Below are 13,519 nucleotides of genomic sequence, written 5' to 3' on the forward strand. Positions count from 1 at the left end.
AGTATCAAAAATACGAAAAATACGCCAGACGGCCTACGATGTGGATAATTTATTTGACCTGGAAGGGCCTTTCGCACAATTCAGTGCATTTTCTCGGATACTTGAATTTGATTTTTATATTTGTTGAAATTTATTGAAGAGAATGAAAAGAAGAACCCTGAATGTGTTCGGTATTTTTGCCGCTGCCGCAATGATTTCTGCGTTTGCTGCATGCAAAAACGAAACGCCTAAAACTACCTCTACGACTGCCAAAACTGAGGGTGCCGCACCCGTTTCAGCTTCAGATAAGATCGTATTCGTAAACTCTGATTCACTGCTGAACAAATATGACTATTACAAAGACCTGAAGTCGAAATTTGACGGCAAATCGAAGAATGCACAGTCAGACCTTACTGCAAAGGGTCAGGCCTTTCAGCGCGAAGTGGCGCAATACCAGCAGCAGGCACAAACACTTTCTGCAGATCAGCGCAAAGCAACTGAAGAGCGTCTTGCGCGTAAACAACAGGAACTGCAGGCTTATCAACAGAATGCCGGTGCAGCATTCCAGAATGAGCAGGCCCAGGAAAACGAAAAGCTTTACGACCGCGTTGCAGACTATTTAAAAAAGTACGCAAAAGACAAAGGTTACAAAATGGTGATGAGTTACACACGCGGTAACGGAACCATTCTTTTTGCCGACGAAAGTCTTGACGTAACGTCTGAAGTGATCAAAGGCCTTAACGAAGATTATAAAAAGGCAAAAAAATAAACCGGTTTGCCGGTTAACGTACACAATGCCCCGTATTCGGGGCATTTTTTTTGTTGTTGCTGAGCCATGCAAGACACCCTGAACCACGAAAAATTTATGAGAATGGCCCTTGAACTGGCCGAACAGAACGTAAGCAGCCTGAAGGGCGGCCCTTTTGGCGCTGTGATCGTAAAAGACGGAGCGGTGGTGGCACGCAGTGCCAACAAGGTAACCAGCACGAATGATCCGACGGCCCATGCCGAAGTAGCTGCAATTCGCCTGGCCTGTACTGAACTGGGCACCTTCGACCTCAGCGGCTGCGTAATCTATACAAGCTGCGAGCCATGCCCGATGTGTTTAGGCGCAATTTATTGGGCACGGATCCAGACAATCTACTATGGAAATACAAAAGAAGACGCTGCCGCAATTGGTTTTGATGACCAGTTTATTTACGAGGAACTCGAAAAACCCATGTCAGAACGCCGGCTGGAAATCGTGCAGCTGATGCGCACCGAGGCAAACCAGGCTTTTCAGGAATGGGTAAGGGCAGAAAGCCGGCCTCACTATTAGAAAGGCCGGCACACCGCCGGCCATTCACCTCTATAGTTTGTTGTTTGCGTTCAGCGGCCATAACTTCCCCGTTTAATGGCCCGTATTGATTACCGGCGAAGATCATTAGCCTAAATCTACACTTTTATCATCATCCCGTCAATAGGTTAACAGGTAACATTTTTTCTTTTTAACCGTCTAATTCGTGCAAGTATGATTGTCGGAAGGTATGATTGTGGGGAATGACCCTGACTCCACCGAAACAGGTTTCAGAAATTCTTCAACATTAGCCTTCGGCGTTCGTTATTTCTATTATGATGAGCTACGAAGAAAAAATCAGGACGGAACTAATGGAATGGCAGTTTAAACTGCTGAAAAAACCCGGACTTTATGACCAGGTAACAAAAAAGGTCCAGCAGAAACTCAATGGATATATACCTGAAAAGGTTCATAGCGGCATAACGACCGCCGTCAAATCGATGGTACAGCTTGTACTGTTTGGCTCGAAGTATACAACGACCAGTAATCCGCCGCAAGAGATCAGCCTGGTACACCGTGAAGCGCTGGTAAAGCAGAAAATTGAGAGTTATCGCAAGACGGGCGCAGCTGAAGGTGGCATAACCGGCGCCGGCGGTTTCCTGATGAGCCTGGCGGATTTCCCCATTCTGATCGGCATCAAGATCAAGCTGCTTTTTGAACTTGCTTCGCTGTATGGTTATGATGTCAAAGATTTCAAGGAGAGGCTGTTCATTCTTCACATTTTCCAGCTTGCATTTTCCAGCAAAGAAGGAACACATCAGGTTTTTGCACGCATGCAGAACTGGGACACGCGCCCTACGCTGCTACCCGAGAATTCTGAGCAATTTGACTGGCGAAAATTTCAGCAGGAGTACCGCGATTATATTGACCTGGCAAAAATGGCCCAGCTGATACCCGGTGTTGGAGCAGCAGTGGGTGCAGTGGTGAATTACCGGCTGCTGAACAAGCTGGGGCGTACAGCGATGATGGCTTACCGCATGCGCCATTTTGAACGGTTAAAGCTGCTGCATGCCTCCGCTAAATCCTGACGGCTGAATGCAAGGCTGGACCATCCCTCCCGGTCTTGCGTAAATTTTAATCTTCTTCCTCGTCAAACATTCCGCCGATCAGGCCGTCGGTTTCCCGGCGATCCTTCTTGGTCGGCCTGCCGCTTCCGCGATCGCGTTTGAGCACCGGCGCATGGAACATCGATTTGAACCCATGCGTTTCTTCCGGCGGGGTCAGGTCTTTGTACTTGCTGAGTGCCGTTGGCGAGTCGGTACGGTTATACGAAAGTTCCACGACCTCGATCACCTTCTTTTCTATCCCCTTCGAAACCTGATAAACGTCGCCCACTTTTACGATTGCCGAGGGTTTGATGTTTTGCCCCTTCAATTTTACCCGACCTGCTTTGCACGCCTCTGTTGCCAGACTGCGGGTCTTGAAGATGCGTATAGCCCAGAGGTATTTGTCTATTCTGAGTTTTTCCTGTTCTGCCATAAAACTCAAAATTACGGAACAAAATAGCCGCGCAATAGAGAATTTTGATTTATTTTGTGCAAAAAAATTGAAATGTTATCAGATTTAAAGAAACTCATTGAAGCCGCCTGGGAAGACCGTTCCCTGCTCGAATACAGTGAATACTGCGAGGCCATAGAAACCATCATTATGCAGCTTGACAAGGGAGAAATCCGCGTAGCTGAGCCGGTACTGAATTCTTGGGGCGTTAATGAGTGGATTAAAAAAGCCGTTATCCTGTATTTCCCTATCCGGGAGATGAAAGAAATAAAGGTTGGTCCGTTTGTATTCCATGATAAGATGGAATTGAAGACCGATTACAAGGATAGAGGCGTTCGCGTAGTACCACACGGCCTTGCCCGTTACGGTGCGTACCTTGCGAAAGGCGTGATCATGATGCCCTCTTACGTAAATATCGGTGCTTATGTAGATGAAGGTACCATGGTCGATACCTGGGCTACAGTCGGTTCATGTGCACAGATCGGCAAAAGGGTTCACCTTTCAGGAGGTGTTGGTATAGGTGGTGTCCTGGAACCTGTTCAGGCGGCACCTGTCATCATTGAAGACGATTGTTTCGTTGGCTCCCGTGCTATTGTTGTAGAGGGTGTGCGCGTTGAAAAAGAGGCTGTTTTAGGGGCAAACGTGGTTCTGACGGCATCTACAAAAATCATTGACGTAACCGGCGCCGAGCCAGTTGAATATAAAGGTGTGGTTCCTGCCCGTTCGGTTGTTATTCCGGGCAGTTATACGAAAAAGTTCCCTGCAGGCGAATATCAGGTGCCATGTGCGCTTATTATTGGTCAGCGCAAGGAGTCTACAGACAAAAAGACCTCGCTTAATAACGCATTAAGAGATCACAACGTAGCAGTATAATCCGGCAGCGTGGAAACCCGGCCAGATTCATATCATTTTACTGAAAGTTCAGCTCCGGCAACCGGAGCTGAACTTTCTGGTTTCAATAGCCTGATCATCGGGTATGATGGAAAGCGTGCCGCCAACAATACCACAGGACTCGGCAATTACAGCCGCTGGCTGATCAGCGTTCTGGCTAAAAACTTCCCGGCGAACAAATACCTCGTTTATACGAACAGAAGAAGTGACAATGACGCCGTGACCCGCTTTCTGGCGCAGCACAACATCGTTTTAAAGCTTCCGGGTTCAAAAAGTCTCTTCTGGCGAAGTTTCGGGATCATTCGCGATCTGATTCGTGACCGGGTGCAGGTCTTTCATGGTCTTAGTCATGAAATACCTTTCGGAATCAATAAAACACGTATCCGCACAGTTGTCACGATACACGATCTGATCTTTCTTCGTTTTCCTGAATGGTATAAACCGGTAGACAGGCTGATTTATAAACTTAAAAGCCGCTATGCCTGTCAGCATGCAGACAAGATCATCGCGATCAGCGAACGCACAAAGGCCGATATCGTATCATTTTATCATGTTGATCCCTCCCGGGTTGAAGTGATCTACCAAAGCTGCGACCCGGTTTTCAAAAACAGGCTTAAGGAAAGCCATCTTTCAGCAATTCGTTCCCGGTATCAACTGCCTGCGCGTTACATATTAAATGTCGGGACCATAGAAACGCGTAAAAACCTGTTACTCGCTGTCGAGGCCCTTCCAGCCATTGATGCGGATGTACACCTTGTTGTGGTTGGTAAAAAAACGACCTATTTTAAAGAGGTGGAGGCGGCAGTAACCCGACTTCGGCTCAGCAGTCGGGTGCACTTTCTGCCAAGGGTACCCTTTTCAGATCTGCCGGGCATTTACCAGGCGGCAGAGCTGTTCGTTTATCCGTCCAGGTACGAAGGTTTTGGCATTCCACTGGTCGAAGCGTTGCACAGTGAGATCCCGGTGGTTGCGGCTACAGGCTCTTGCCTTGAGGAAGCCGGCGGACCCGAAAGTATTTATGTATCGCCTGATGATCCGCAGGCGCTGGCGGCGGCCGTAAATAAAATTGTTGCAAACGAAGATATCAGGCAGCAGATGGTAGCTGCAGGAGCGGCTTATGTACAGCGTTTCGAAGATGATCTCCTTGCTTCACAACTAATGAATTGTTATCTTAACATGTCAGACCATGCTAACACAAGAGATTGATAAGGCACTTGAAGTGCTCAGAGACGGGGGTGTAATCCTCTACCCTACTGATACCATCTGGGGACTTGGTTGTGATGCCACAAACAGCACGGCAGTAAAGAAGTTGCTCGACATAAAAAGGCGCCCAGCTGAGAAAAGCCTGATTATTTTGCTTGATACAGACAACAAACTAGCTGCCTATGTAAACGACATTCCCGATGTTGCTTACGACCTGATCGAATATGCGGAGAAGCCACTGACGCTTATTTTTGACGGCGCTAAAAATCTGGCACCTGAAGTAATCAATGCAGACGGGTCTGTGGGCATCCGAATTGTAAAACACGATTTTTGCACGGCACTGGTGCAACGCTTTCGTAAGCCAGTCGTTTCAACCTCGGCAAATCTGAGTGGCCAGCCCTCTCCTGCCACATTCGATGACATTTCTGAAGAAATTTTATCAGCTGTAGATCTCGTCGTAGATTTCGAACAGGAGCTGCGCGCACCTAAAACACCTTCAACGATCATGAAACTTGGTGCTGGCGGTCAATTTTCCTTTATCAGAAAATAAGATTTCTTATTTTTGTGGCCCCCGGCGCGGCCGGTTCATATAACCCGAGAAAATTTGGAACAATACCTGTCACATCCTGTGTTTGAAACCCTGGCGCGCGTTGCCGCAGAAGAAAATGTACAGGCATTTGTGATCGGTGGTTTTGTGCGCGATATTTTCCTTCACCGCTCTTCAAAAGACATTGACATTGTTGTTCTTGGAAACGGAATCGACTTTGCAGAAAAGGCGGGCAAAAAACTTCACACGAAGGTGTCGGTATTTAAAAATTTCGGCACGGCTATGCTTCGGCATCAGGATCTTGAGGTAGAATTTGTAGGGGCGAGAAAAGAATCTTACCGCAGCGATTCGAGGAAACCTATTGTAGAGAATGGCAGCCTGGAAGATGACCAACAACGTCGTGATTTCACCATCAATGCGCTGGCGATTTCCCTGAACGCGGGAACATACGGTCAGCTCGTTGACCCCTTCGGCGGTCTTGAAGACATGGAAAACCGGCTGATCCGGACACCTCTTGACCCTGAGCTTACGTTTTCAGACGATCCGCTTCGCATGATGCGTGCGATCCGCTTTGCGTCGCAGCTGAACTTTAAAATAGACCAGAAAGCAGTCACCGCAATTGAAACACAGAAAGAGCGCATCAGCATCGTTTCAAAAGAACGGATAACAGACGAATTAAATAAAATCATTTTATCTCCTGAACCCTCTGTTGGTTTTAATTACCTGTTTGATACCGGTCTTCTGCAGCTCATTTTTCCGCAGATGGCGCAGTTATATGGCGTTGATGTAATTAAGGGTAAGGGGCATAAGGACAACTTCTATCACACCTTACAGGTGCTTGATAACCTGAGTCTCTATTCTGAAGATCTTTGGCTTCGCTGGGCCGCAATTCTGCATGATATTGCAAAACCGGCAACCAAACGTTTTGAAGAAGGTCATGGATGGACATTCCATGGGCATGAAGACAAAGGAGCGCGCATGGTGCCAAAAATATTCGCGCAACTGAAACTGCCGCTTAATGAACATATGAAATTCGTTCAAAAGATGGTACAGCTCCATTTACGGCCTATTGTACTTGCCCAGGAAGTTGTTACCGACTCGGCCGTCAGACGCCTGCTCTTTGATGCCGGTGAAGACATTGAGGCGCTGATGCTCTTATGCAACGCGGATATCACAACGAAAAACGAATACAAGATCAAAAAGTACCGCAGCAACTTCGAGCTGGTTCAACAAAAGCTTAAAGATGTGGAAGAACGCGACCAGATTAGAAACTGGCAGCCTCCTATTAGCGGCACAGATATCATGGATACATTTGGCCTGGCACCTGGCAGAGAAGTCGGCCTCATAAAAAATGCAATTCGCGAGGCCATTCTGGAAGGCGAAATAAGGAATGACCGTGAAGAAGCGATTCAGTTTATGTTGCAGACTGCCGGGAAGATGGGACTGCAGGCAAAATAATGAGGATAGGCACAGGGTACATCCATTGATCAGGTATTAAATAATTATTTTTAATTTTACACTTATTATAAACTTTGCGTTTTCTCTGCTGTTTAGGCATAGACAAAAAAAGGGCGGCGCCGTCAGGCGGATTGGTATATGGCTATTTATAAATTTAAAATCACTTTCGAAGACTATGATGAGATTTCGCGTGAAATCGACATCAAATCAAACCAGACTTTTGAAGATCTGCACAGGGCTATTCACCGTTCAACGGGTTATGCTCCTGACAAGTCGTCTTCATTCTATGTAAGTACAGACAACTGGATCAAGGGTGATGAAATTGCCTACCTGCCAAATAAACGGAAAGAGGACCAGGGTGTAGCCCTAATGGAGAAATCCAAGCTCAGCGCCTTTATTGAAGACCCGCATCAGAAGTTTTATTATACCTACAATTTCGAACGCCCGTACGATTTTCACGTTGAATTGATTCGCATTATTCTTGACGCTGATCCGAACATTGAATATCCTTTTCTTGCAAAAAGCGTGGGCGATGCGCCGAAGATATTTGACAAAAATCTTCCGGCGGCTGCCGCAGAAACATCGAAATCTGACGAATTTGACTTCCTTAATGATATGGACTTCGTTCCCGAAGATACAGACGAACTGGAGGCCATGGGCGATATGGGTATCAACGAACAGGAACGTGAGGAAGAAGATTCGGAAGAGGAAAGCGAAGGCGATGAATTCTCAGATGAGTTTTCAGACAACGGGAATTACGACGACGACGACAGGAAAAACGATTACTAGCAGCGGCGAGACCGGCCTGCGGCTTGCAGATACTTTTTGAATGGCATCAACCCCTGTAAGCCGGAAGTTACTTGTAGTGATAGCCGGACCGACCGCTATCGGTAAAACGGCCCTTGCCGTGAGGCTTGCGCGTCATTTTCGCACGGAAATCATTTCGGCTGATTCCAGGCAACTTTTCCGGGAAATGGAGATCGGAACTGCTAAACCTGATGCAGATGAGTTAGCGGCCGCGCCACACCATTTTATCAACTCACACAGCATCTCCACCTTATTCAGTACGGGCGACTTCGAAGCGGCGGCGCTATCAAAGCTGGATGAGTTATTTAAAAAATATCAGATCGTAATTGCTGTGGGTGGCTCAGGGCTTTATATAAATGCGTTATGTAATGGCCTGGATGATATGCCGGAGATCAATCTGGATATACGCGCGCAGATGAATCGCTTGCATGAGGAAGAAGGTATCGACACAATCAGAGCGCGTTTAAAGGAGGTTGATCCGGAATATGCTGCGATCGTAGACCTGAACAATCCTCAGCGTATGATCAGGGGCCTGGAGGTTTTTTATTCTACAGGCCAGAAGCTTTCTGCCATGCGCACACAGCGTCGTAAGATCCGGCCATTTAAGATTCTCCGCATTGCCCTGAACACAGACCGGGCTGTATTGTATAATCGCATCAACAACCGGGTAGACATGATGATGTCTGCAGGACTGCTTGATGAAGTGCGCTCTCTCCTTCCATACCGGGAGCTCAACGCCTTACAAACGGTGGGTTATTCCGAACTTTTCAATTATCTCGATGGAGAAAGCAGCCTTGAGGAAGCTGTAGACCGCATCAAACAGAACACCCGTCGTTTTGCCAAGCGTCAGCTCACCTGGTTCAGAAAAGATTCTGACATGCATTGGTTTGAGCCCGATGCGTATCCAAAAATTGAACAACTTATTAGTCAGACCCTGGCAGAAGATCAGGCCTGAGCCGTCGGCCCCCCAAAATTCATCGGAAACGGCGGTTCATCCTGCATTTTTATCCGGCCATTTATGGCCTCAAATTTTTCTATGTTGTCTTGCATGGCCTGCATAAGCCGTTTGGCGTGTTCGGGCGTAAGGATAATGCGCGACTTCACCTTTGCTTTGGGAATACCAGGCATTACCCGGATAAAATCGAGCACAAACTCAGTATTTGAATGCGTTATGATGGCCAGGTTAGAAAAAATCCCTTCTGCTATCTCCTCTGAAAGTTCTATGTTAAGCTGGTTGTCTTGTGGTTGTTCTTCCTGCATACCTCTTAAAGTGAAAAGTTAAAAGTGTAAAGTGTAAAGTCTAAAGTGAAAAGTTTAAAGTGAAAAGTTGAAAGTCTAAAGTTAAAGGTCGGAAACTGAACAAACAAGTTTATAATAAAAGACCTTCTAACGAGCTCCGTGTCCACCCTGATCATAAACAAAAAATCCCGGTCTGCAACCAGACCGGGATTATATCTATCAGAAGAAAAGCTTATGCTTCGACTTCTTCCTGTTTTGAAGCAAGTAGTTTGTCGTACTCTTCCTGCGAACCAACGATGATGCGTTCGTAACCGCGTACACCGGTACCAGACGGGATCAGGTGACCCACAATCACGTTTTCTTTCAGACCAAGCATGCTGTCGCGTTTTCCTGCGATTGCAGCTTCGTTCAGAACCTTGGTGGTCTCCTGGAAGGATGCCGCCGAGATAAACGATTTTGTACCCAGTGATGCACGGGTAATACCCTGCAGCATAGAACTGGCCGTAGCCGGACGTGCGTCACGAACTTCGATCTGTTTCATGTCTTTGCGTTTCAGCTGTGAATTTTCATCACGCAGTTTACGCAGCGACAGGATCTGGCCAGGTTTCACGGCGGTAGAATCTCCCGCGTCTACAACCACTTTCTGATCGTAAATCGAGTCGTTCTCTTCGGTAAAGTCCCAACGGTCTACAGACTCATTTTCAAGGAAACGGGTATCACCCGGATCTTCGATATGAACTTTCTGCATCATCTGGTGAACAATGACCTCGAAGTGTTTGTCATTGATTTTCACGCCCTGCAGACGATAAACTTCCTGAATACCATTTACCAGGTACTCCTGAACTGCAGCAGGTCCTTTGATTGCAAGAATGTCTGCCGGTGAGATTGAACCGTCTGAAAGCGGCATACCTGCCTTCACAAAGTCATTATCCTGTACAAGGATGTGTTTAGACAATGGAACAAGATATTTTTTTACTTCGCCATCTTTCGATTCGATTGTGATCTCACGGTTACCACGTTTGATACCGCCAAGTGTTACCACACCATCAATCTCGGTCACTACAGCCGGGTTAGACGGGTTACGTGCTTCGAAAAGCTCGGTTACACGCGGAAGACCACCGGTAATATCCCGGGTTTTTCCGGTTGCTCTTGGAATTTTTGCAATAACCTTACCTGTCTTGATTGCTTCGCCCTCGTCGATCGCGATGTGCGCACCAACAGGAATGTTGTAACCTTTTACCATATCGCCTTTCTTGTCAACGATACGGATAGACGGGTTCTTGGTTTTATCGCGGGTATCGATAATTACTTTTTCACGGTGACCGGTTTGCTCATCAGACTCTTCACGGAAGGTAACGCCTTCGATAATGGCATCGAATTCTGCTTTACCCGCAAATTCTGAGATGATAACGGCATTATAAGGGTCCCATGAACAGATCTTATCACCTTTGGTAACCTGATCACCCTCTTTAACATACAGGTAGGCACCATAAGGAATATTATTCGTCATGATTACACGGCCACTTCCAGGCTCAACAATCCTGAACTCACCTGAACGGCCTAGAACCACCTGGATGTTTCCATCTTCAGTTTCGGTATCAACCGTACGGATGTTTTCAAATTCGATTACACCGTCGAACTTAGCATTGATCTGCGATTCTGCAGCAATGTTCGATGCGGTACCACCCACGTGGAAGGTACGAAGTGTAAGCTGTGTACCCGGCTCACCGATAGACTGTGCAGCGATTACACCGACAGCTTCACCGCGCTGAACGCGTTTACCTGTTGCCAGGTTACGTCCGTAACAAAGTGCACACACACCACGTTTGGCTTCGCAGGTCAGTACTGAGCGGATCTCAACACCTTCAACAGGTGATTCCTCGATTGCTTTACCGATCTCTTCAGTGATGTCTTCACCAGCACCTACCATCAATTCGCCGTTAAGCGGGTTGTAAACATCGTGCAGCGAAGTACGACCGAGAATACGCTCGTACAATGGCTCAACGATATCTTCATTGTCTTTCAGTGCAGTTGTGTAAATACCACGCAGTGTTCCGCAGTCCTCGTCGTTCACGATCATGTCTTGTGCAACATCATGCAAACGGCGGGTCAGGTAACCGGCATCCGCTGTTTTCAGAGCCGTATCCGCAAGACCTTTACGGGCACCGTGGGTAGAGATAAAGTACTCGAGTACCGACAGACCTTCTTTAAAGTTTGAAAGGATCGGGTTCTCGATGATCTCGCCGCCTGAACCTGATTTCTGAGGTTTGGCCATCAGACCCCTCATGCCGCAGAGCTGACGAATCTGCTCTTTCGAACCACGGGCACCTGAATCAAGCATCATGTACACCGAGTTGAAGCCCTGGTTGTCATTAGACAACTGGGTCATTACATATGATGTAAGCCTGTTGTTGATACGGGTCCAGATATCGATGATCTGGTTGTAGCGCTCGTTGTTGGTGATGAAACCCATGTTATAGTTGTTCCGCACCTCTTCAACTTCTGCTGCAGCCTGCTCAAGCAACGTATGTTTCTCAACCGGAATGTTAACATCCTGGAGGTTGAACGACAGTCCGCCGCGGAAAGCCATCTGGAATCCGAGTTCTTTAATATCGTCAAGGAATTTTGACGCACGTGCCATACCCGTAATTTTCACTACCTCGCCGATAATGTCGCGGAGTGATTTTTTGGTAAGCAGTTCGTTGATGTAACCTACCTCTTCCGGCACCATTTGGTTAAACAGTACGCGGCCAACGGTAGTTTCGATCAGTTTATTTACGGTGGTTCCGTCATTTTCTTTCACATTCACTTTTACACGAATGAAAGCATGCAGGTCCACTTGTTTTTCATTGTAAGCAATGATGACCTCTTCAGGCGAATAGAATACGGCATCCTGACCTTTAACCACGCGGGTTTCGTCTGTGCGACGGCCTTTTGTGATATAGTACAGACCCAGAACCATGTCCTGAGAAGGAACCGTAATTGGCGTACCATTGGCAGGGTTCAGAATGTTATGTGCAGCCAGCATCAATACCTGCGCCTCAAGAATTGCAGCGTTGCCAAGCGGAAGGTGAACAGCCATCTGGTCACCGTCAAAGTCGGCGTTGAACGCAGTACACACAAGCGGGTGAAGCTGGATTGCTTTTCCTTCTACAAGTTTCGGCTGGAATGCCTGGATACCCAGACGGTGCAGCGTAGGAGCACGGTTAAGGAGAACCGGGTGACCTTTTAATACATTTTCAAGAATGTCCCAAACCAGCGGGTCTTTACGGTCTACAATCTTTTTAGCAGATTTTACCGTTTTAACCACACCACGCTCAATCATCTTACGGATGATAAACGGTTTGAATAACTCGGCGGCCATGTCTTTCGGCAAACCGCACTCATGGAGTTTAAGGTTTGGACCTACAACAATTACCGAACGTGCAGAGTAATCGACACGTTTACCAAGAAGGTTCTGACGGAAACGGCCTTGTTTACCTTTCAGGATGTCTGAAAGTGATTTCAAGGCACGGTTACCTTCGGTTTTAACCGCATTGACTTTACGTGAGTTATCGAACAACGAGTCTACAGCTTCCTGAAGCATACGTTTTTCGTTACGTAAGATCACTTCAGGCGCTTTGATCTCGATCAGTCTTTTCAGACGGTTGTTACGAATGATTACACGGCGGTAAAGGTCATTCAGATCGGATGTTGCGAAGCGACCACCTTCCAATGGCACAAGCGGACGAAGTTCCGGCGGAATTACAGGAACAATCTTCACGATCATCCATTCTGGGTTGTTCTCAATCCGGGTATTTGCACCACGGAAAGCCTCAACAACCTGAAGGCGTTTCAAGGCTTCGTTTTTACGTTGCTGTGAAGTTTCATTTGCAGCCTGGTGACGCAGGTCATAAGACAAAGTATCCAGATCAATACGCTTCAACAGGTCTTCGAGTGCCTCAGCACCCATCTTAGCGATGAATTTATTTGGATCCTTATCGTCCAGGTATTGATTTTCTTTTGGCAGTTTATCCAGGATATCCAGGTACTCTTCTTCTGTCAGGAAGTCCATGTACTGGATACCTTCTTCGCCCATCAGGCCAGCCTGAATAACTACATACCGCTCATAATAAATGATAAGGTCAAGTTTTTTGGTTGGCAGGCCAAGCAGGTAACCGATTTTATTTGGCAACGAACGGAAATACCAGATGTGTGCTACAGGAACCACCAGGTTGATGTGTCCCATGCGCTCGCGGCGAACCTTTTTCTCTGTTACTTCCACACCGCAACGATCGCAGACAATGCCTTTGTAGCGAATACGTTTGTATTTACCGCAATGGCACTCGTAATCTTTTACCGGACCAAAAATACGCTCGCAGAACAAACCGTCGCGTTCGGGTTTGTAGGTACGGTAATTAATGGTTTCGGGTTTCAACACTTCACCGCTCGAACGCTCAAGAATGGATTCCGGAGAAGCCAGGCTGATCGTGATCGAGGTGAAATTGCTTTTTAATTTATTATCCTTTTTGTAAGACATATCTCTTTTTATTGAAGTGGTAAGTCAAAGTTGAAAACAGCCG

Annotated in this window: 12 protein-coding genes; 9 read left to right on the forward strand and 3 right to left on the reverse strand. The window is 47.0% G+C overall.

Translation table 11 applies throughout. The features are described 5' to 3' along the window. The first annotated feature begins 142 nt into the window (after positions 1-142). The 3 genes from EJV45_RS17555 (at position 143) to EJV45_RS17565 (ending at position 2,343) form a co-directional block, all read left to right on the forward strand. Positions 143-748 carry an OmpH family outer membrane protein gene (locus tag EJV45_RS17555; RefSeq protein WP_129717820.1) on the forward strand — a complete coding sequence of 202 codons (606 nt, stop codon included), beginning with the start codon at positions 143-145 and terminating at the stop codon, positions 746-748. Positions 749-814: 66 nt separating this feature from the next. Next, complete coding sequence (locus EJV45_RS17560; RefSeq protein WP_129717822.1) at positions 815-1,297, forward strand: nucleoside deaminase; 483 nt, start codon at positions 815-817, stop codon at positions 1,295-1,297. A 293-nt stretch (positions 1,298-1,590) separates the two neighbouring features. Then, positions 1,591-2,343: an EcsC family protein gene (locus EJV45_RS17565; protein WP_129717824.1), complete on the forward strand. Its 753-nt coding sequence runs from the start codon at positions 1,591-1,593 to the stop codon at positions 2,341-2,343. 46 nt (positions 2,344-2,389) lie between these two features. Here the strand turns inward: EJV45_RS17565 and EJV45_RS17570 are convergent, their stop codons facing one another. Next, on the reverse strand, positions 2,390-2,794 hold the full coding sequence (locus tag EJV45_RS17570) for an RNA-binding S4 domain-containing protein (protein WP_129717826.1): 405 nt from the start codon (positions 2,792-2,794) through the stop codon (positions 2,390-2,392). A gap of 72 nt (positions 2,795-2,866) precedes the next feature. On the opposite strand from EJV45_RS17570, the gene EJV45_RS17575 reads away from it, so the two are divergent. From EJV45_RS17575 to miaA, 6 genes are all read left to right on the forward strand, one after another. Beyond that, a complete protein-coding gene (locus EJV45_RS17575; RefSeq protein ID WP_129717828.1) occupies positions 2,867-3,685 on the forward strand; it encodes a 2,3,4,5-tetrahydropyridine-2,6-dicarboxylate N-succinyltransferase in 819 nt (272 codons plus the stop codon). 9 nt (positions 3,686-3,694) lie between these two features. Next, entirely contained in the window at positions 3,695-4,909 is a 1,215-nt protein-coding gene (locus EJV45_RS17580) for a glycosyltransferase family 1 protein (RefSeq protein ID WP_240755333.1), read from the forward strand. Next, positions 4,890-5,456: an L-threonylcarbamoyladenylate synthase gene (locus EJV45_RS17585; RefSeq protein WP_129717830.1), complete on the forward strand. Its 567-nt coding sequence runs from the start codon at positions 4,890-4,892 to the stop codon at positions 5,454-5,456. Before EJV45_RS17580 ends, EJV45_RS17585 begins: the two co-directional genes overlap by 20 nt. A gap of 54 nt (positions 5,457-5,510) precedes the next feature. After that, complete coding sequence (locus EJV45_RS17590; RefSeq protein ID WP_129717832.1) at positions 5,511-6,911, forward strand: CCA tRNA nucleotidyltransferase; 1,401 nt, start codon at positions 5,511-5,513, stop codon at positions 6,909-6,911. Between the two features lie 138 nt (positions 6,912-7,049). Further along, positions 7,050-7,700 carry a hypothetical protein gene (locus EJV45_RS17595; RefSeq protein WP_129717834.1) on the forward strand — a complete coding sequence of 217 codons (651 nt, stop codon included), beginning with the start codon at positions 7,050-7,052 and terminating at the stop codon, positions 7,698-7,700. A 40-nt stretch (positions 7,701-7,740) separates the two neighbouring features. Then, positions 7,741-8,673, forward strand: coding sequence for a tRNA (adenosine(37)-N6)-dimethylallyltransferase MiaA (miaA, locus tag EJV45_RS17600; RefSeq protein ID WP_129717836.1), 933 nt, complete (start codon positions 7,741-7,743; stop codon positions 8,671-8,673). On the opposite strand, the gene EJV45_RS17605 is transcribed toward miaA, so the two are convergent. Together EJV45_RS17605 and rpoC are read right to left on the reverse strand one after the other, a co-directional pair. Continuing rightward, positions 8,664-8,978 (reverse strand): DUF3467 domain-containing protein, encoded by a 315-nt coding sequence (locus EJV45_RS17605; protein ID WP_129717838.1) that lies wholly within the window; start codon positions 8,976-8,978, stop codon positions 8,664-8,666. The two genes, miaA and EJV45_RS17605, sit on opposite strands and share 10 nt — an antisense overlap. Positions 8,979-9,189: 211 nt before the next feature. Next, positions 9,190-13,476 (reverse strand): DNA-directed RNA polymerase subunit beta', encoded by a 4,287-nt coding sequence (gene rpoC, locus EJV45_RS17610; RefSeq protein WP_129717840.1) that lies wholly within the window; start codon positions 13,474-13,476, stop codon positions 9,190-9,192. Between the last annotated feature and the right edge of the window lie 43 nt (positions 13,477-13,519).

This window comes from Pedobacter sp. SYP-B3415 (assembly GCF_004138205.1).
Taxonomy (GTDB): domain Bacteria; phylum Bacteroidota; class Bacteroidia; order Sphingobacteriales; family Sphingobacteriaceae; genus Pedobacter.